7 protein-coding genes are annotated in these 21,062 nt (G+C 73.4%); 1 reads left to right on the top strand and 6 read right to left on the bottom strand.

The window, feature by feature from the left end; translation table 11 throughout:
* The first annotated feature begins 192 nt into the window (after positions 1-192).
* Positions 193-1,545, top strand: a complete 1,353-nt coding sequence (locus tag ACGFIR_RS25985) for a condensation domain-containing protein (RefSeq protein WP_393006809.1) — start codon at positions 193-195, stop codon at positions 1,543-1,545.
* Here the strand turns inward: ACGFIR_RS25985 and ACGFIR_RS25980 are convergent.
* Genes ACGFIR_RS25980 through ACGFIR_RS25955 form a run of 6 tightly spaced genes read right to left on the bottom strand, consistent with a single transcriptional unit; the run spans position 1,539 to position 21,041 of the window.
* On the bottom strand, positions 1,539-9,059 hold the full coding sequence (locus ACGFIR_RS25980) for an amino acid adenylation domain-containing protein (protein ID WP_393147679.1): 7,521 nt from the start codon (positions 9,057-9,059) through the stop codon (positions 1,539-1,541). The two genes, ACGFIR_RS25985 and ACGFIR_RS25980, sit on opposite strands and share 7 nt — an antisense overlap.
* The gene (locus ACGFIR_RS25975; protein WP_393147677.1) at positions 9,056-10,804 is read right to left on the bottom strand and encodes a condensation domain-containing protein; all 1,749 of its coding nucleotides are present in this window, start codon (positions 10,802-10,804) and stop codon (positions 9,056-9,058) included. Before ACGFIR_RS25975 ends, ACGFIR_RS25980 begins: the two co-directional genes overlap by 4 nt.
* A 20-nt stretch (positions 10,805-10,824) precedes the next feature.
* Positions 10,825-12,618 (bottom strand): ATP-binding cassette domain-containing protein, encoded by a 1,794-nt coding sequence (locus ACGFIR_RS25970; RefSeq protein ID WP_393147675.1) that lies wholly within the window; start codon positions 12,616-12,618, stop codon positions 10,825-10,827.
* Positions 12,615-14,444, bottom strand: a complete 1,830-nt coding sequence (locus ACGFIR_RS25965; RefSeq protein ID WP_393006801.1) for an ATP-binding cassette domain-containing protein — start codon at positions 14,442-14,444, stop codon at positions 12,615-12,617. The genes ACGFIR_RS25970 and ACGFIR_RS25965 overlap by 4 nt, the downstream gene beginning before the upstream one ends.
* Positions 14,434-15,216: a thioesterase II family protein gene (locus ACGFIR_RS25960; protein ID WP_393147673.1), complete on the bottom strand. Its 783-nt coding sequence runs from the start codon at positions 15,214-15,216 to the stop codon at positions 14,434-14,436. Before ACGFIR_RS25960 ends, ACGFIR_RS25965 begins: the two co-directional genes overlap by 11 nt.
* The gene (locus ACGFIR_RS25955) at positions 15,213-21,041 is read right to left on the bottom strand and encodes an amino acid adenylation domain-containing protein (RefSeq protein ID WP_393147671.1); all 5,829 of its coding nucleotides are present in this window, start codon (positions 21,039-21,041) and stop codon (positions 15,213-15,215) included. The genes ACGFIR_RS25960 and ACGFIR_RS25955 overlap by 4 nt, the downstream gene beginning before the upstream one ends.
* Between the last annotated feature and the right edge of the window lie 21 nt (positions 21,042-21,062).

Here is a 21,062-nt window from a genome sequence, read left to right as displayed (position 1 = left end):
GGCAAATGGCCTGGTGACGGTCCGGGACGAGGCGGAGGTGCCCGCCGACCAGCGCGGGGACGCTTGTAACCTCGTCCGGGATCGCTGGATCTTCACCGACTCTGGTGGCCGCGGTGACCGGCCTCGTCCGGACCACCCGCCCGTCCCGGCGGCGGACCGGACCCTGGCCGCCAGATACCGAACGGAGCAACGATGAGCGCCCACGTCGACTACCCGCTCTCCGCCGTGCAGGAGCGCTTGTGGTTCACCATGCAGATCGCCCCGGAGTCCAGCGCGTACACGATCCCGCTGACCTGGCGGTTGACCGGCCCGGTGCGCACCGACCACCTGGCCCGGGCGCTACAGGTGGTGGTGGACCGGCACGACAGCCTGCGCGCGACGTTCCCGATGGACTGGGAGGGCCAACCGTGGCAGCGGGTGGCGCGCACCCAGCCCCTGTCACTGGCCGAGACCGACCTCTCGCACCTCCTGCCACCGTCGCGACGGGTCGAGCAGGCCAAGGCGTTGATCGACGAGCTGTCCCAGGTCCCCGTCGACATCGAGGAGGGCCCGCTGGTCCGGGCCACCCTGATCCGGCTGGCCGAGGACGACCACGTCCTGTACGTCGACGTCCACCACCTGGTGTTCGACGGGTGGTCGGCGCCCATCTTCGAGCACGAGCTCGGCGCCGCCTACCGGGCACTGGCCCGGGGTGAGGCCGTCGACCTGCCCGAGGTACGCCAGTACCCGCAGCTCTGGCAACGCGCCGACGACCACGACGGCGACAGCGAGGAACTGGAGTACTGGCGCGAGAACCTCGCCGACCTGACCCCCACCGAGCTGCCCGGCGACAACCCCCGCCCCGCCGAACTGTCGTACGAGGGCAGCTCCGTGCAGACGACCGTCGCCGAGCCCGCGGTCACCGCCCTGCGCGAGCTGTGCCGCGAGCAACGGGTCAGCCCCTACATGGCCATGCTGTCGGTCTACTTCGTGCTGCTGCGGCGGTACCTGCGCCAGGACGACCTCGCCGTGGCCACGCCGCTGTCCGGCCGGACCGACCCCGACGTCGAGAACGTCATCGGGTGTTTCGTCAACACCCTGGCCGTGCGGGTGCGGCTCAGCGACAAGGACACCTTCCGCGACGTGCTGGAGCAGGTACGCGAGCAGGTGCTCCTGGCGCACGAGAACGAGAACGTGTCGTACCAGCAGCTGATCACCGACCTACGGGTGCCCCGGGACTACAGCCGCCGGCCGCTCTGTCAGCTCAGCTTCGACCTCGACCAGGACGGTACGGACGACGAGACGTCCGAGTGGCACGACGTGACCGTCCGGACGTTCCGGCTGGACGGCACCACCAGCGCGCGGTTCGACCTCGAACTCTACGTGGGGGTGACCGAGGAGAGGCTACGGTGCCTCTTCACCTACAGCACCGCGCTGTTCCACCGTTCGACCGTCGAGGAGTTCGCCCGACGCTTCGTCGACCTCGCCCAACGGCTCCTGGCCGATCCGGGCCGGACGCTGGACGAGGTCGACGAGACGACAGGCGAACCGCAGGGCGCTCACTGACGCTGCGGGTCACCCAACGACACCATGATCCTGCGCTGGCCCCGGTAGGCACGCCGACCGTGGGCCATGCGCCGGTTGTCCACCAGCAGCAGGTCACCGCGGATCCACGGGGCGGGCCACTCGTTCGCCCGGCTGATGTCGATCAGTTCGGCTACGACCTCCTCGGGGATGGGCGTGCCGTCGCCGTAGGTGACCGAGCGGGGCATCACCCCGTCGAGCGCGGCGGCGAGCTGGAGCCGCGTCTCGGGATCGAGGCAGTACTCGTGCCAGTGCAGCACCTGGGCGAACCAGACCGGCCGGCCCTGGCGGTCGGGGAGCACCGCCGGCCGGTGCGCGCGGGTGGTCAGCACGTCGCCGTCCCAGGTGGCGCTCACGCCGTCCGCCGCGCACTGCCGGGTCACCTCGTCACGGTCGTCGGTGCCGAAGACCGCCGTCCAGGGCAGCCCCAGCCCCGGCAGGAACCGGCGCACGTAGCAGACGCCCAGCTCGGTGAACCGCTTACGGGTGTCGGCGTCCATCGCCTGCAGGACCGCGAGTCCGTCCACGACGGTGGTCTCGCCACCCTCCTCGGCCGGCTGCTGGCACGCGAAGGCGATCCGGGCCGGCCAGGTCCGGTTGAAGGAGTCCTCGTTGTGCCAGTACAGCTCCAGCTCCGCCGGGTAGTCGATCGGCATCACCACGCGGTCGCCGAGCACCTGGCGGGGGTGCTCAGTCGTCTGGTACGGCTCCCCGAACACCTCGGCCACCGCCTCGGCCAGGCGCTGCGGGTCGTCCACCCCGAAGCCCCGCAGCAGGACCGCGCCGTGCTCGTCGAGGCCGTCGCGCCAGGTGTCGGGATGGCCGGCCAGCCACTCCCGCGCCGAGCCCTCCCCGCTGACCATCAGCACGCTGGTCGCGCCGGCCCGCCGCACCTCGACCGCCGGTTCGACCGGGCCACCGAGTTCGGTGATCTCGATGTCGTCGAAGGACGGGAAGTCCTCCCCCGTGTCGTCCGTCGCCGATGACCTGCCCATCAGATCCGCCACCTCACACTCCGGGTTGTCCGCCACGGCGCCCAGCACCGCGACGATCTGGTCGAACACGTCATCCGCCCACGCCGGGGCGCAGGCGTCCAACCGGTGGTGCAGCTCCAGCACCGCGGACCCACCGTCGTCCCACACCCACAGCCCCACCGGGTTGGCCGGGGAGGCCCAGCCGCTGTCGAGCAGGTTGAACTCCGTACGGCCGGCCGGGTCGACCAACCGGCCCGTCACGTACTGGTGGACCACCTTGACGTCGAACAGGCCGCCGGTGGTCTCCGACCCCGTGCGGCGCAGCTCGGCGACCAGCTGTTCGTAGCCGACGCTCTGGTGGCCCAGCAGGTCGCGCACCTCGGCGCCGACACGCCGGGCCACCTCGTCGAGGCGGCGCAGGCCACCGAGGTCCACCCGCATCGGGAGCTGGTTGCCGAAGTAGCCGACCAGGGACTCCAGCTCGACCCGCTCCCGGCCGGCCAGGTCCAGGCCGACGACCAGATCGTCCTGCCCGCACCGGTCCCGCAGGACCACCAGGAGAGCCGAGGTGACCACGGCGTACGGGGTGGCACCCAGCCGCCGGGCGGCGCGGTGCGCGCTGTCGCCGATCGACTGCCGACGCTTGCGGGCCTGCTCGCCGGGCGGCGCCGGGTTCGGACCGGACGGCCCCGGCAGCCGGAGCCGGGGCGCCCCGCGCAGCCGTCCCACCAGCGCGTCCAGGGATTCGCGGTCGGCCGCCCCCGCCCGCGTCCGCCGCAACAACTCGGCCGCCTGGTACGCGGTGACCGGCAGCGCGGGCAGGTCGGGTGCGGTGCCGTCGAGCAACGCGGTGTAGACCCGGCCGAACTCCTCGAAGAGCACCCGGGCCGACCAACCGTCGAAGACGGCGTGGTGGACCACGAACACGAGCACCGCGTGGTCGGCGGCGAGCAACGCCTCGCAGCGCACCAGCGGCCCCACCGCCAGCTGCCACGCCTCGTCGAGCAGCTCGGCACACCGCCGCCGGCCGAGACGCTCGGCGGCGCCGTCGTCCGGGTCCCCGACCGCCACCAGCCGGAGGACGGGGCGGGGGCCCGGCACCTGTCGGGGGGCGCCGTCCTCCGTGCGTACCACCGTGCGCAACGACTCGTGCCGGTCCACGAGGACGTCGAAGGCGTCGCGCAGCGCGGGGCCGTCGATCCGGCCGTCCACCCGGACCAGGAAGGGCAGCACCATGCCGGCGTCCCGGCCGCCCAGGAGGTGGTCGAACCAGAGCCGGTACTGCCCGGGGGTGACCTCGCCGGACCCGCCGGTGACGTGCGGGGGCGCGTCGGCCGCGCCGCCGGACCGGTCCTGGCCGGCCGCACCGTCGATCTGCGCGGCCAGCGCCGCGACCGTGGGATGCAGGAAGAGCGTCCGCACCGAGACCGGCACGCCGGCCCGCGCGGCGAGCTGCGCGGCAGCCTGCACCGCCCGCAGCGAATGCCCGCCGATGAGGAAGAAGTCGTCGTCGGCGTAGACCGGATCGACCTGCAACACCGTGCCGAAGACCTCCGCGACCAGCCGCTCGGTCGGGGTGGTCGGCAAGGTTCCGGCGGTCACCGCCGACTCGCCGGTCAGTCCGCGCAGCGCCGCCCGGTCCAGCTTGCCGTTCGCCGTCACCGGCAGGCGGGGCACCCAGACCACCCGGCTCGGCAGCATGTAGCGGGGCAGCGCGTCGGCCATGGCGCGCAGCAGGGAGCGCTGTTCCGGCCGGCCACGCGGGCCGGCCACCACGAACGCGACCAGCTCCGCGGGGCCGGCGCCGGCGGCGGGCAGTGCCGCGGCGGCCGCCGCCGCGATCCCCGGCAGGCCGGCGATGGCGACCTCGACCTCGCCCAGCTCCACCCGGTGTCCGCGCACCTTGACCTGGTCATCGCCCCGACCCACGAAGGTCAACCCGGCCCGACCGTGGATCCGGACGAGATCGCCGGTGCGGTACATCCGGGCCCCCGGCACGCCCGCGTGGGGGTCCGGCACGAAGCGGCTGGCGGTCAGGCGCGGATCGCCGAGGTAGCCGTCGGCCACGGCGGCCCCACCGACGCAGAGCTCGCCCGTGTCACCGGCGGGCACCGGGGCGAGCCGGTCGTCGACGACGTACGAGTGGTAGCCGGTCAGGTCGTGCCCGATGGGTACCGGTCCCTGCCCGTCCCACCGCCGCAGGTCGGCGCAGCACGACCAGAGCACCGTCTCCGTCGGACCGTAGAAGTTCCAGACGTGTACGCCCAGCTCGCGGAAGCGGCCCGCGTCGCCGACCGTCATGGCGTCCCCGCCGCAGACCGCCCGGAAGCCCGACGGGGGCTGCCAACCGGCGTCGAGGAGCAGCCGCCAGCGGTGCGGGGTGGTGGCGAGCACGCTCACCCGCTGTCCGGCCAGGAAGGCGGCGAGTTCGGCGCCGTCGGCGGTGACCTCGTCCGGCACCAGGCAGAGGGTGGCCGCGCGCAGCAGGGCACCGAAGACGTCGCCGACCACGATGTCCCAGCCGAGCGACGACACCCCCGCCACCACGTCCCCGGGCCCGATGGCCAGGCGGTCGGCGTACGCGTCGGTGGCGTGGGCCACCGCTCGGTGCGACACGACCACGCCCTTGGGCTGCCCGGACGAGCCGGAGGTGTAGCTGACGTAGGCGGTGCCGGCCGGGTCGGGAGGCGGCAGCGGCTCCGGATGGGGACCGGTCAGGGGGTCCTCCCCCACGCCGGACGCCCGCACCCCGGTGCCGAGTTCCGCGACCGGCACCACCGGTACGCCGAGGCTGCTCGCGTCCTCGTGGTGGCGCGGACAGGTCAGCACCAGCCGGGGCGCCGAGTCGGCGACGATGCGGCGCAGCCGGGGCAGCGGCGAGTCGAGGCTCAGGTGCACGTACGCCGCCCCGGCCCGCAGGACGGCCATGGTGGCGACGATCGCGTCGACGTCGCGGGTGTGCATCAACGCCACGATGTCGCCGGGCAGGACACCGCGGGTCCGCAACGCGGACGCCATGTCGCCGCTGCGTCGCCAGAGCTGTTCGTAGGTCAGCTGCCGGTGGGCGTCGACGAGGGCGAGCTGGCGGGGATGGGTCCGGACGCTGTGCCACAGCCGCTCCACCAGCTGCTCCGGCGCCGACGGGTCGGTCCGGTCGATCCCGGTCGGGGCGGGCGACGACTGCGGCCCGGCCGCCACCGCGACGGTGGGATCCACCGGCGCGGCGGGATCGGCGAGCAGTCGCGCGGCGAGTCGCGGCAGCGCCTCGGCGAGCTGCCGTACGGCGGCCGGGTCGAAGCGCTCGACCAGGTAACGGAAGACGAACCGGAGCCCGGACCGACCGGTCGCGGCTGCCACGGTCAGCGGCAGGGTGTCCCGGGACTTCTGCACCCGCACCGAGCGCCAGGTCAGCCCGCCCACGCGCAGTTCGGCGTCGGCGCCGACCGCGAAGGCGGCCAGCTCGGTCCGCTGGCCGGGCGACGCCTGGTAGTAGACGAACATGGTCTCGAAGAGGGTGCTCGGTCCCGCGCCGCCGACCCTGGCGGCGATCTCCGGCAGCGGGCAGCGCTGGTGGTCCAGCGCGGTGAGCACCTGGTCGCGGGCCGCGTGGACCAGGTCCCGCAGCGTGGTGCCGGCGCCCAGCCGGCTGACCACCGGCACCTGGTTCATGAACAGGCCCACGGTGTCGGCGAACCGTGGGTCCGTCCGGCCGGACATCGGCACCGCCACGGCGATCCCGGACTGGCCGGTGGCGGTGTGCAGCAGCGCCTGGTAGATGGCGAGCAGCACCACGAAGGTGGTGGTCCGTTCCTGGCTGGCCAGTTCGCGTACCCGTGCGGTCAGCTCCGGACCGAAGTCGCAGTCCAGCTCCGCGGCGGCGTCGGCGACCGGGTGCCTCGCCGGTGCGCCGGGCAACGCGAGCGTGGCCGGGATTCCGCGCAGCAGCCGGGCGAAGTGGTCGCCGGCCGCCGCCACCGCCGGACCCGCCTGATGGTCCGCCAGCGCGGCCAGGTGCTCCCGGTAGGACGGCGGCACCGCCGTCGGGGGACGGCCGGCGCCGGCCGCCATCAGCTCCGACAGCATCCCGGTGAGCGCGGCGAAGTCCGCGACGACGTGCGGTACGCAGAGCACCAGCAGCTGCCGGTCGGGCCCCCGGCGCAGCAGCTCGACGCGGAACAGCGGCGCCACGGCCAGGTCGAACGGCTCCTCGTCGGCGGTGGACAGCCAGTCGGCCACCCGCGCCGACGACCAGCCCGTGCCGTCGGTGACGCGCACCACCGGGCCGTACGAGCCGACGGGGACGACCACCCGGACCAGCCCGGCGCTGTCGCTGCGGTAGGCGGTGCGCAGCGCCTCGTGCCGGGCCACGAGATCGTCGACCCAGCGCCCGATCGTGTCGGCGTCCACCCCCTCGACCTCGGCGGCGGCGGCGAGCGTGGTGCCGCCGGGGGACATCTGCTCCAGCAGGTACATGGCCTGCTCCGCGCTTCCCGTCGGGGCCGGGACGCCGGGCGGCGGGGCGGCGGGTGGTTCGGGCCCGTCCTGCGGCGACCCGTGTTCGCCCGCCGGACCGCTCCCGTCCGGGCGGTACGCCACGGCGACCGTCTCGGCCACCTCGTCCAGCGATCCGGCCCGCAGCACGGTGGCGTACGACAGCGGCCCGCCGGCCACCGTCTCCAGGTGCACGACCAGGGACATCTGCGCCAGGGAGTCCAGCCCGTAGCGGGCCACGCCGCCGGCGTCGGGGTCGTCGCCCTCCCCGGCGGCACCGAGCAGGTCCCGCAGGTGCTCCAAGACGATGGCGGGCCGGGTCGCGGGATCGGCCTCGGCGAGGGCGTCCCGTACGGCGCGGGCCGCCGCCGGGTCGGCGACGGTGGCCTGCCCGGCCAGCTCGGCGGAGAGGCGGAGCCGGCCGGCGCGGTACTGCTCGCGGGTGTCGGCGCGGCGGATCTTGCCGCTCGTGGTGCGGGGCAGCAGGCCCATCCGGACCATGCCGACCAGCGCCGGCGGGTGCTGCGCGTGGGCCGCGACCGCCGCCCGTACGCGGTGCAGGAGGGCGTCGTCAGCCAGCTCGCCGGCGTCGTCGGCCGGGCTGCCGCACTCGACGAGCACGGCGATCTCGTCGAGGTGCTCGAGGTGGAACGCCGCCGCCATGCCGACGGGGCGGTCGGTGACGGCCCGCTGCGCGGCCAGCTCCAGATCGGCCGGGTACACGTTGCGCCCGTGCACGATCAACAGGTCCTTGACCCTGCCGGTGGGGACGAGTTCCCCGTCCTCGGTGAGGAACCCGAGGTCACCGGTGCGCAGGAAGCGGCCGGGCAGACCCGGGACCGTGGCGCCGAAGACGCGGTCGGTCGCCGCGTCGGCCTTCCAGTAGCCGGCCGCCACGCCGGGGCCGCCGACCAGCACCTCCCCCACCGTTCCGGTGGCGACCGGCAGCCCGCCGGCGTCGACGATCTGGACCGTGGTGTCGCGCACCGGCGGACCGCAGGAGACCGGTGGGGTCGTCGCGCCGGCGTCACCGGTGACGTCGGGTGGTCCCGCCGCGCAGGTGACCAGCAGGGTGGCCTCGGCCAGGCCGTAGCAGGGCCGCAACGCCGCCCGGTCGAAGCCGTACGGGGCGGCGGCGGCCGCGAAGCGCTCCAGCGTGCTCGCCTGTACCGGTTCCGCGCCGACGAAGGCGACCCGCCACCGGGACAGGTCGAGACCGGCCACGTCGGACGGGGCCTGCTCCAGCGTCCGGGCCAGGGTCTCGTACCCGGCGTTCGGGCCGCCGCTGACGGTCGCGGCCCGCGCGGCGAGCGTCTCCAGCCAGAGCAGCGGACGCCGGGCGAAGTCGGCCGCGTCGAGCACGCTGACCGGGATGCCGTTGAGCACCGGGGTGAGCAGACCGCCGATGAGCCCCATGTCGTGGTGGGGCGGCAGCCAGATCAGGATCTCGTCCGACTCGCGCAGGTCGAAGGTGGCCACCATCTGGCCGACGTTGTGCAGGAGGCACTCGTCGGTGAGCATCACGCCCCGTGGCCGGCTGGTCGAGCCGGAGGTGTACTGGAGCACCACCGGGCCGGCCGCCCGTACGCCGTCGCCGCGTAGTGCCGGCGCCTCCCGGTGGCTGTCGGGGGCCAGCCAGCGTACGTCCGGCAGGGCGTTGACCGCGGCGGCGCTCGGCCGGCCGACCGCCACCCGGACCTGCGCGTCGGTGGCGGCCCCGACGAGCCGGTCGATGCGGTGCCGCCCGGTCGCCGGCGGCATCGGCACGGCGATGGCCCCGGCGAACAGGCAGCCGAAGAACCAGTCGAGGAAGTTGCGGTCCGCCCTGGCCAGCAGCAGGACCGGTTGCCCCGTCGCACCGGCGTCGGTCAGGAGCCGCGCCGCCGCCAGCGCGGAGTCGACCAGTTGGCGGTAGGTGACCTGCTCGGAGATCTGCCCGGCGCCGTCCAGGTACCGCAGGATCACCCGGTCCGGGGACTGCTCCGCGCGGGCCAGCAGGGTGCCGGCCACGCTGGCGGACAGCGCAGTCACCGGTTCTGGCCCGTGCTGTCCGTGGCGGCGGCCTCCCTGCCGGCCAGGTGACGCCCGAGCGCCGCCGGCGTCGGGGTGGTGAAGATGTCCCGGATGGTGACCTTCATGCCGGACTTCCGGCCGATCTCCAGGGCGGTACGGATCGCCAGCAGCGACTGGCCGCCGAGGTCGAAGAAGTCCACGTCGCGGCCGGGCAGCTCCGGCAGTCGCAGCGTCCGGGCGTAGGCGGCACGGACGATCTCCGTCAGCTCGGCCGACCGCTCGGAGTCCCCGTCGGCGGCCCCGCCGGCCGTGGACGCCGCCGCGGGGCTCGCCGCCGTCACGAACAGCGCGTCGTCGCGGCGGGCCGACACCGACTCCAGCGGGGCGTCGGGAGACAGCGTCGCCGCGTCCAGTACGGCGTCGAGCGACTCGGCGAAGCGGCGCACCCCGTCCGGTCCGAGGAAGTGCGGGCCCGGCTCGAGGCACACCTCGAAGCGGTCCCCGGCGTCGAGCACCATGACGCCCAGCCCGAACTCGGGCGAGCTGCCGAACTGCTCGCGTACGGTGCAGTGCAGCCCGTCCAGGGTCAGCGTGCGGTCGTCCTGGTGGAGATAGTCGAGGGTGATCTGGGTCAGCGCGTCGGCGCGGGTGCCGCCGTCGCGTACGGCGCTGACGATGGTGCTCAACGGGGTGTGCCGGCGGGCCATCGCCTCGACGCTGCTGGTGCGGGCCCGTTCGAGCAGGTCCGCGAACGTGGTGCCCGCGTCGTCGCGCCAGCGGATCCGCAGCGGCACCGTGTTCAGGTGGTAGCTGACCTGCTGCTGCTCGTGCGGCCCCCGGATGTCCAGCAACGCGCCGAGCACCACGTCGCGGGGCCCGCCCTCGCGCCGGACGGTCACCGCCAGGGCCGCCATCAGCACCATGAACGGGGTGGCCCGGTGCCGGGCCGCGCAGTCGCGGATCCGCTGGCTCACGGCCTGCGTGAGCACGAAGTCGTGCCGGGGCGGCGCCTCGGCGTCACCCGGCTGGCGCGGCTGCAACGGCGCCGGGGCGGCGGCCAGGTCCGCACGCCAGTAGTCGAGGTCGCCGGCCGACACAGCCGGCCCGGACGCGGACAGCGGCAGCACCTCGACCGGCGACAGTCCGGCGGGGTCGGCCGCGCCGTGCCCGCGCCGCAGCCGGTACCGCTCGGCGAGTTCGGCCAGGAAGACGCCGAGCGACCGGCCGTCGAACACGAGGTGGTGCACGGCGATCCCGATGTAGCCCAAATCGGGACCGGCGGTGATCACCGTACCGACGAACATGGGTCCGGTCTCGGGGTCGACGATCGTGCACCGCTTCGCCAGCACCCGGTCGGCGGCGGCGTCCATGGCCGCCAGGCGCTCGGCCGGCGACTCGTCGTCCGCCGGCGCGTCCGCCAGCTCCACCACCCGGATGTCACCCTCGTCGTCCACGACACGCAGCGTCGGGACGGTCGAGGCCGACCGGAGCCGGCTGCGCAGCCGGGGGTGCCGGACGGTCAGCTCCCGCAGCGCCGCGGCGAGCGCCCGCGCGTCGAGGGGACCGACCAGCCGGGCGCCCCAGGTGATCAACTGCCCCTGGACCGTGTCCCGCAACTTGCCGTTGAGCCAGAGCCCCTGCTGCACGGGAGTCAGCTCGACCTCGGTGGCCGGTCGGACGACCTCGGCCGCCTCGTCCCGCTGGGCCGTACGCAGGCGGGCCCGCCGGACGAGCACCTCGAGGGAAACGTTCGATTCAGACATACCAATGCTCCCGAAGTTCGTCATGAGTACGCTCCGGCCTGGATCGCGTACAGCTCGGCGTAGGGGGGACAGCGCCGGACCAGCTCGTCATGGGTGCCGGCGGCCATGATCCGGCCGCCTTCCAGGTACACGACGAGGTCGGCGAGGCGGGCGGTGGTCAGTCGGTGCGAGACGATCACCGTCACGGTGCCGTACCGCGCCGCGAGGTCACCGCCGTTGCCGACGATCCGGTCGAACAGCGCCGCCTCCGCGTCCGGGTCGAGCGCCGCGGACGGCTCGTCGAAGACCCGCAGCACCGGCGCGGGCCGCAGGTGCCCCCGGGCGGCGGCCAGCCGCTGCCACTGCCCGCCGGAGAGTCGTACCGTCCCGGGCTCGTCGGTGTCGCCGAGCGGTGCGGCGAGCCCGCGCGGGTCCCGCTCCACCAGACCGCCGGCCGAACAGCTGTCCAGGGCGGCCCGCACGGCCGACTCGTCGTCGATCCGCGTCAGGTCGCCCACGCCCACGTTCTCCCGCAGCGACAGGCGGTAACGCGCGTAGTCCTGGAACGCGCCGGTGGCCGCCCCGAGCAGCCGGCCCGGGGCCATCCGTGCCAAATCGTGGCCGTCCACCAGGATCGAGCCGGTGGTCGGCCGGTAGAGGCCCAGCAGCAGGTTGAGCAGGGTGGACTTGCCGGCGCCGTTCTCGCCGACCAGAACGACGACCGACCCTGCCGGCAGGAACAGGTCGGCCTGGCTGAGCGCATCCTTCGGGTGGCGCGGATACCGGAAGGAGACGCCGGTCAGCCGGATGCCGTCGGTCAGCCGGCGCAGCGGGGGCGTCGCTTCCCCGGTCGCCGCCGGCACGTCGTCGGCGCCGAGCCCGGCGAGCACCCGTAGCTGCCGCTGCGCGGTGGCGGCGGCGCCGAGCATCCAGCCGTACGCGTCGTAGACGTCGGCGATGGCCTTCATCAGCAGCAGCGCGAGCAGGACCACGAGCACCAGGTCCGCCGCGCCGGGGCGGGGCACGGGCCAGCCGACCACCAACGCGACCAGCGGCAGGGCGTACCCGACGCCGAAGATCGACCAGCCGGCGACGTTGAGCCAGAACGCCCGCCACCGGGCCTTGCGTTCCACCCACTGCGCCGCGCGCAGCGCCGTGTCGTGCAGCCCGACCATCCGGTGCCCCGGGTCGAACACGGCGCTCTCGTGCACGCCACGTTCGGAGAGCAGGATGTCGAACAGCGCCCCGGCACGTCGCCGCTCGGCGGCGGCCCGCTCCGCGCCGCCCTGGGTGATTCCCTCGGCACGGGACGCGGCCCAGACCGCGGCGACCGCGGCGACCGGCAGCAGGAGCAGGGCGGGATTCACCGTCAGCAACGCGACCACGAGGGTGACCAGCCGCAGGCCGCTCTCCAGGCACTGGAACACGACCATCGAGCTGGTGCCGACGCGGCCCCGTTCCCGGCGCAGGATCTGCAGGTCGTCGAGGAACTCGGGGGACGCGAAGTGGTCGATCTGCGGGCGCCCGCCCACTGCGGTCAGCGTCTCGACGTCGACGGTCTGCCGCGCGCGTTCCGCCATCGCGGCCTGCCAGAGGAACGCGAACACGTGCGCGACCAGCGCGACGGTCAGCACCGCGGCGGCCGCGGCCGAGCGCCACACCACCCGGTCGGTGTCGCCGGCGCCCATCGCCACCACCGCGTCGCGCACCAGCAGCGCGACCAGCACCGCGCCGATCGCGTCCAGCACGGTCACCACGAGCAGCGCGGCGCAGAGACCGGGCGCCGCCCGCAGCGGGAGCGCCAGCAGGTACCGCAGGCCGGCGGTCCGGGTCATCGCCCACCTGCCATCGTGATCTCGTCGGCGGAGACGGACCCGTCGCCGGCCTCGTACCGTTGCGCCTGGAGCCGGTAGGCGGAGGCGTACCAGCCGTCGGCGGCGAGCAGTTCGTGGTGGTCGCCCTCCTCGACGACCCGGCCGTCCGCCACCACCACGATGTGCCGTGCCAGCCGGACGGCGGCGAAGCGGTGCGAGACGAGGACCACGGTGCAGCCACGCAACGCCGCCAGCAGGTTCTGGAAGATCTCCATCTCGCTGCGCGGGTCGAGGCTGGCCGTCGGCTCGTCCAGCAGGACCAGGCGGGCGCCGTCCCGGGCCGCGTACAACGCCCGCGCCAGCGCGATGCGTTGCCACTGGCCGCCGGAGAGTTCGGCGCCCCCCTCCTGCCCGGGGGCCAGCAGCGTGTCGGTGCCCCGCGGCAGCCCTTCGACCAGGGTGGCGGCGCCCGCGGCGCGCAGCGCCCGGTCCAGTTCGCGGGGGTCGGCGGTGCCGGCCACGGCCACGTTGTCGGCCACCGACAACGGGTAGCGCACGAAGTCCTGCCGGACCACCGCCAGCCGGGTACGCCACTCGGCCGGGTCGAGCAGCGCCAGGTCCACCCCGTCCACCCGGATCCGCCCGGACCGTGGCGTCTCGAACGCCTGCAACAGCCGCAGCAGGGTCGTCTTGCCGGCGCCGTTGGCGCCGACGATGGCGGTCACCTCGCCGGCGGGGATGCGGAGGCTGAGCCCGTCCAGCACCGGCTGTTCCCGCCCCGGGTAGCTGAACGTGACGTCGTCGATCGTGACTCCGGGCGGGCGGACGGCCGGCCCGGTGCCGCCGGCCGGGGTGCTCGGGGCCGGCGCGGCGGGGCGGTCCGCCGCGGCGGCCGCAGCGGTGACCAGCGCGGGCACGCCGTTGATCACGGCGTAGTCGGCCCCGCCGAAGCCGGTGAACCCGCGCGCCATGAGCAGCGCCTGCACCAGCAGGACGAACCGCTCCACGGTCACCTGGCCCTGTCCGGCGGCGACGGCCAACGAGACCAGCACGGTCGCCACCGCAGCGGCGACGAGAAGGGTGGACGAGAGGGCGGAGCGCAGCATCCGGCGACGTCGGGGCCGCACCGCGCCGAGCAGTACGCGCCATTCCCGGCGCAGTTCGGCGAGCACGAAGGACTGCAGGCCGAACAGTCGCCACTCCTTGGCGGTGCCGGGGGTGAGGGCGAGGTCGACCAGGTAGCCGACCCGGGCCAGCGACGACCGCTCGTCGATGGTGGAGCTGACCGCGATCATGAACATCTTCCGGTTCTGTCGCCGGCTCCACAGGTGGGTCACCAGGATCAGCAGCGGCGCCCACCAGGCGAAGAGCGCCAGCAGCCCCATGGCGGCCACCGCCGACAGCAGCCGGACGCTGATCGAGGCGAGGCTGATGAAGACGGTCTCCGGCGAGTAGCCGCCGTTGACGAAGGCCGACAGCTCCGCCTGACCGGGCCGGTCCCCGTCCTCCCGCGTCGGTCCCACCGCGCGGATCATCTGGTGCCGCAGGGCGGCTTCCACGTTCGCGCCCACGTCGGCGGCGACCGAGCTCGCGGCCACGGTCAGCGCCTCGCCGACGACCACCACGACGCCGAGCGACACGGCGGCGACCAGCAGCGCGCCGGTCTCACCGGCCGCCGCGATCAGCCGCACCGAGGCGATCATGCTGGCCGTGGTCATCGCGGCGGCCAGCAGGACCAGCGCCAGGAGGGCGCCGGCCCGTCCGGGCACGACGGCGAACGTGTACCGCAGCAACAGCAGCAGCTCGGCGGTGTGCCGCCGCGCCGCGCCGCGCCGGTCACCCGCCACGGTGCTCTCCCGCCAACGTCCCCACCCCGGGCACCAGCCGTAGTTCCGCCGTGATCAGCCGGGCCACGGTCGACATCTGGTCGCGGTAGTAGAAGTGCCCGCCGGGCAGCACCACCGAGCGGAACGCCTTCGACGTCTGCTCGTTCCACCGCTCCAGCTCGGCGACCTGCACCCCGGGGTCGTCGTCCCCGCCGAGGGCGAGGATCGGCACCGGCAGCCGGTCGAAGGTCTTCTCGTAGCCGACGCACGCCGTCAGGTCGGCCCGCAACGCGCGGAGCGCGATCGAGGTGAGCTGCGGGTCGAGGAAGGCCGCCGGTTCGGTGCCGCCCAGACCGAGCAGCCAGGTCAACAGCTCGTCGTCGGGCAGCGCGGCGGTCGCCGCCGCCAGCCGCAGGTCCGGCACGGCGGCCCGGCCCGAGGCGATCATCAGACCGGGTGCGGGGTGCCCGTAACGGCACAGCCAGCTCGTCAGCTCGGCGGCCACCGTCGCACCCATGCTGTGGCCGAAGACCGCGAACGGCCGGTCGACGGCCGGCAGCACCGCCCGCGCCACCGTCGTGACGAGCAGGTCCATGTCGGTGACCGCCGGTCGGGACAGCAGGCTGCCCCGGCCGGGCAGTTCCACCGGCTGCACGTCGACCCAGGCCGGGAAGATGGCGCGCCAGTCCCGGTAGACCGTCGCGGAGCCGCCGCCGTGTGGCAGGCAGAACAGGGTCAGCGCGGCGTCCGGATCGCGCATCTCCAGGCACGGCAGGTACGGGTTGCGCCTCATCGGTTCTCCTCCTTCGCCCCGGCGGCGACGTCGAGGCGCTGGTACGGCGCCTGGACCGCGGCGTCGAGTGTGGTCAGCAGCGCGCGCACGACGCGGTCCACGTCCTCGGCGTCGAGCAGGTCGACCAGGTACTCCACGCTGCCGCTGAGGCCGCCGTCGGGCTCGGAGGCGATGGTGACGGCGAGCGGGAACTTGGCCGTCCGCTTCTGCACCGGGTACGGCGACACCTCCAGCCCCGGCAGTTGGGGCAGCCTGGGGGCGGTGTCGTCGAACTGGAAGAACACGTCGATCGAGGGCAGCCCGTCGTGGCGGCCGTCGGTCGACTGCCGGAGTTCCTGCGCCACGCGTTCGAAGGGCAGGTCCTGGTGGGCGTACGCGCCCAGCGCCGTCTGCCGCACCCGCTCCAGCACCGTCCGGAAGGTCAACTCGCCCGACAGGTCGGTACGCAGGACCAAAGTGTTGATGAACGAGCCGATCATCGGCTCGATCTCGGGGCGGGTACGCCCGGAGACGGCGGTGCCGATGGCGATGTCGGTCTGCCCCGTCAACCGGGACAACACCACCTTGAACCCCGCCACCAACACCATGAACAACGTCACCCCCTGCGACGCCGCAAAACCCACCAACCGCTCCCGCAACTCCCCCGGCACCACAAACCGACGCGTCTGACCCGCCCCCGACAACACCACCGGACGAACCCGATCCGTCGGCAACTCCAACACCGACACACCCGCCAACCGCTCCCGCCAATACGCCAACTGCCCCGCCACCACATCCCCCCGCAACCACTCCCGCTGCCACACCGCAAAATCCCCATACTGCACCGCCAACGGCGCCAACACCTCACCCACACCCGCCACACCAAACGCCTCATACAACGCCAAAACCTCACCCACCAAAACCCCAGAAGACCACCCATCCGACGCAATATGATGCACCGTCAACAACAACACATGATCATCAACCGCCAACCGCACCAACTCACCACGCACCACCGGACCCGACGCCAAATCAAAAGGCTCCAACGCCTCCCGCGCCAACCAATCCGCCAACCACTCCCCCGCACCCACCTCCCCCGACACATCCCGCACACCCAACCGAAAACCCGCCCCCACAACCCGCTGCACCACCCGCCCATCCACCACCGGATAACACGTCCGCAACACCTCATGCCGCTCCACCACCGACGCCAACGCCCACTCCAACGCCTCCACCCGCAACACCCCACGAAAACGCACCGCATGCGGAATGTTGTAGACGCCGGCCTGCTGGCCCAGCTTCTCGGCCAGCCAGAGCCGTTCCTGGGTGAAGGAGAGGGGCAGGAACTCGTCGCGCAGCACGGGCAGCAACGGGATCGTGGTGGCGTCGCCGGCGGCGGCCTGGTCCACCAGCGCGGCCAGCTCCCGCAGCACCGGGGACTCGAACGCGTGCCGGATGCTCAGCTCCACGCCGAACTGCTCGTTGATGCTGTTGATCATGCTGGTGGCGAGCAGGGAGTGCCCACCGAGGACGAAGAAGTTGTCGGTGGCGGCGACCGCCGGGACACCGAGCAGCCGCTGCCACACCTCGGCCAGCGCCCGCTCGGCGGGGGTGCGGGGTGGTTCGTCGTGCCGGTCGGCGACCGGCCGGTCCAGGTCCGGGTCGGGCAGCGCCCGCCGGTCGAGCTTGCCCGCCGCGTTGATCGGCAGCCGGTCCAGCACCACGATCGCGCCGGGCACCATGTGGGTCGGCAGCCGGCGGCCGGCCTCGTCGCGCAGCCGCAGGTAGAACTGCTGCCGCGAGTGGGTGAAGTCCGGCGAGGCGGCCTCCGGCTCCGCCACGGCGGCCGGCGCCTCGTAGCGCACCTCGACGCGCTGCCCGCTCAGGGCCGCGGGCAGGAACACCACGTCGTACTGCCCGCCCACCTCGCCCGGCGTCCAGGTGATCCGGACCTCCCGGCCCAGTTCCCGGCCGAGCGACGCGAGCTGCTCGGGGTCGAGGCCGCGCCCGAGCACGTCGCGCTCCGCCTCGGCGAGCACCTCGGTGACCAGCCGGTGCGGTGCGTCCGCACCGATGGCGTCGGCCAGCGCCCGTTCCCGCCACAGCCGGGCGTTGCCGACCGCGCGCCAGCCGGGCACGTCGGACTCCGCGGCCTGCCCGAGCAGGTCGGCGATGTCCGCGACGGTGACGCCGGGCGTCCAGTCCCGCCACAGTGGTACGACGCGGGCGTCCGGCTCGCCCCGGTACAGCAGGGCGTCGTGGCGGAACCGGACCATCTCGTTCTGCCCGCTGCCGCCGTGCACCCGGTGCTCGACCCACGCGACCGTCGGCACCTGCGCCCGCAGGTCGGTCAGGAACTCCGTCGGGACGAGCAGCTCGCGCTCGCGGGCGATCGCGCCGCGTACGCGGGCGGCCAGCGTGCCGACGCTCGCCTGGTCGTCGAGCCGGCTGGCCTCGATCCAGATGTGCGTCAGCGCCAGCAGCTGCGGGCTGCGCAGGTCGCCGAGGAAGACCGTGCCGGTGGGGTCGAGCCGGTCGAGCACGTCGACGAGGACGTCGCGCAGGTACCCCAGGTGCGGGAAGTACTGCACCACCGAGTTGAACACCGCGGTGTCGTACGTCTCGGCGCCGAGTTTCTCCAGTTCCCGGGCCTCCGCCTGGAGCACCCGCACCTCGCAGGGCGGCGGCGCGGCCGTCACGACCTCCTGGAGCTTGGCGACGGTGACCGGGGAGAAGTCGACCCCGACGTAGCTGTCCAGGACCTCGGCCAGTCCGAACAGGATGAGGCCGGTGCCGCTGCCGACCTCCAGCATCCGGCGCGGGCCGAGGTCCCGGATCCGCCGTACGGTGGCGTCGCGGTACTCCCGCATCTCGGCCTCGGGGATCGGCTGGAACGACGCCGAGTCGTTCCAGCCGGCGGTGTCGAGGGTGACGTCGAGGGCCGGCGCGGCCTGCTCGACGTCGAACACGTCCCGCCAGAGGGCGACGAGCTCGGCCGCGGCGTCGGTACGCGCGATGGCCTCCGGGCGGGGCACCACGTAGGCCACCAGCCGGTCCTCGCCGGTGGGGCCGGGGATCAGGTCCACCCGGGCGTCCGCCACCTCCGCGAGGTCGCGCAGCACCCCTTCGATCTCGCCCAGCTCGACCCGGAAGCCCCGGATCTTCACCTGGTCGTCGCGCCGGCCGTGGAACGCGATCGTGCCGTCCGGCCGGTACGCGCCGATGTCGCCGGTGCGGTAGAGCCGGGCCCCCGGGGTCGTCGCGTACGGGTCGGGGACGAAGACGTCGGCGGTCTGCCGCGGTCGGCGCAGGTAACCCCGGCCCACCGCCACCCCGCCGATGCAGATCTCGCCGCGCACCCCGGCCGGGACCAGGTTTCCGTCCGCGTCCAGGATCCGGATCGTCGTGTTCCACACCGGGCGGCCGATGGAGGGCGTCGCGTCGGGGAGGATGCGGGCGTACGTCGCGTCCACGGCGCACTCGGTGGGGCCGTAGACGTTCCAGACCGCCACCCGGGACTGCCCGGCCAGCCGGTGCCACAGGTCCTCGTCGATCTGCTCGCCGGCCACGATGAGGGTCTCCAGCGCGCAGCCGGCGTCGAACAACCCACTGGCCATCAGCTGGTTCACCTGCGTCGGGGAGCACTGGAACAGCTGCACCCGCCGCTCGTGCAGCAGGTCGACCAGCAGTTGCGGGTCGCGCCGCGTCATCGCGTCCGGCAGGAACATGGTCTCGCCCATGAGCAGCAGGCAGAGGTCCTCGATGAACGCGTCGGAGGTGAAGTCGGCGTTGAAGCAGCCCCGGCGGGCCGCCCCGGTCGCGTTGCGGTAGACGGTCCCGCTCAGCCACTCGGTCAGGTTCAGCAGCCCGGAGTGTTCCACCATGGCGCCCTTCGGCACGCCAGTGGAGCCCGAGGTGAACATGACGTACGCGAGGTGGTCGCCGCGCGGCCGGGTCGCCGGGGGCGTCGCGTCGCCCTCCGCCGGCCCCGGCACGTCCAGCACCTCGACCCCGTCGACGAGCCCGGCCAGCGGCGACGCGGTGGCTCGCACCACGGCGACGGGGCGTACCTCACCGAGCACCGTGGCGATCCGTGCCGGCGGGTCGTGCGGGTCGAGCAACGCGAAGGCGGCGCCGGCCTTGAGCACGCCCATGATGGCGACGAAGGCCTCCGGTCCGCGGTCGGCGTAGACCGCCACCTGCCGCTCGGGGCCGGCGCCGGCGGCGACGAGCGCGTTCGCCAACCGGTTGGCGCGCCGGTCGAGTTCCCGGTAGCCCAGCTCGACCTCGCCGACCACGACCGCCGGTTCGTCACCACGGCGGCCCACCGCCAGGTCGAACAGGTCCAGCGCGGTCCGCTCGGCGGCCGGCGCGACCGGCTCGGAGTTCCACCGCGTCAGCTGGGTGGCGATCTCCTCCGGGGAGAGCAGTTGCACGGTGGACAGCGGCCGGTCCGGTTCGCGGATCGCGATGTCGAGCACCCGCAGCAGGTGGTCGACGTAGCGGCCCACGGTGGCGTCGTCGAACAGTTCGGTGCTGTACTCGTACCAGCCGATGAGTTCGGGTTCCGACTCGGTGCCGGTCTCCCAGAACATCAGCCCCAGGTCCGACTTCGCGGTCCAGGTGTGCCGGTCCAGGATCTCGACGTCCAGGCCGGGGAGCTGGCGACGCGGGTAGGGCGCGTTCTGCAGCATGCAGTCGACGTTGAACAGCGGCACGGCCTGCCCGAGGTCGCGGGTCGGTTGCAGCTCCTGGACCACGCGTTCGAAGGGCAGGTCCTGGTGGGCGTACGCGCCGAGCGCCGTCTGCCGCACCCGCTCCAGCACCGTCCGGAACGTCTCCGCACCCGACAGGTCCGTCCGCAGCACCAACGTGTTGACGAAGAAACCGATCAGCGGTTCCAGCTCGGGCCGGTTGCGGTTGGCGATCTGGGTGCCGATGGCGATGTCGGTCTGCCCCGTCAACCGGGACAACACCACCTTGAACCCCGCCACCAACACCATGAACAACGTCACCCCCTGCGACGCCGCAAAACCCACCAACCGCTCCCGCAACTCCCCCGGCACCACAAACCGACGCGTCTGACCCGCCCCCGACAACACCACCGGACGAACCCGATCCGTCGGCAACTCCAACACCGACACACCCGCCAACCGCTCCCGCCAATACGCCAACTGCCCCGCCACCACATCCCCCCGCAACCACTCCCGCTGCCACACCGCAAAATCCCCATACTGCACCGCCAACGGCGCCAACACCTCACCCACACCCGCCACACCAAACGCCTCATACAACGCCAAAACCTCACCCACCAAAACCCCAGAAGACCACCCATCCGACGCAATATGATGCACCGTCAACAACAACACATGATCATCAACCGCCAACCGCACCAACTCACCACGCACCACCGGACCCGACGCCAAATCAAAAGGCTCCAACGCCTCCCGCGCCAACCAATCCGCCAACCACTCCCCCGCACCCACCTCCCCCGACACATCCCGCACACCCAACCGAAAACCCGCCCCCACAACCCGCTGCACCACCCGCCCATCCACCACCGGATAACACGTCCGCAACACCTCATGCCGCTCCACCACCGACGCCAACGCCCACTCCAACGCCTCCACCCGCAACACCCCACGAAAACGCACCGCATGCGGAATGTTGTAGGCGGCGGAGCCACCGGTGAGCTGATCCATCAGCCAGAGCCGCTCCTGTGCGAACGACGGCGGCAGGTCGTTGCCGGCCGACGCGTCACGGGGCCTGATCCGGTCCGGCGAGGTGAGCCCCTCGGCGTTGAGCAGCTCCTGCAGCAGCCGCCTGCGACGGGACGAGTTGTGCACGGGGTTTCCTTCCGGCGCTGG

The sequence above is a fragment of the Micromonospora sp. NPDC049051 genome, from assembly GCF_043197575.1.
In the GTDB taxonomy this organism is placed as follows: Bacteria; Actinomycetota; Actinomycetes; order Mycobacteriales; family Micromonosporaceae; genus Micromonospora.
Note: the sequence above shows the minus strand (reverse complement) of the source record. Positions and strands in the feature narration are given on the sequence as shown.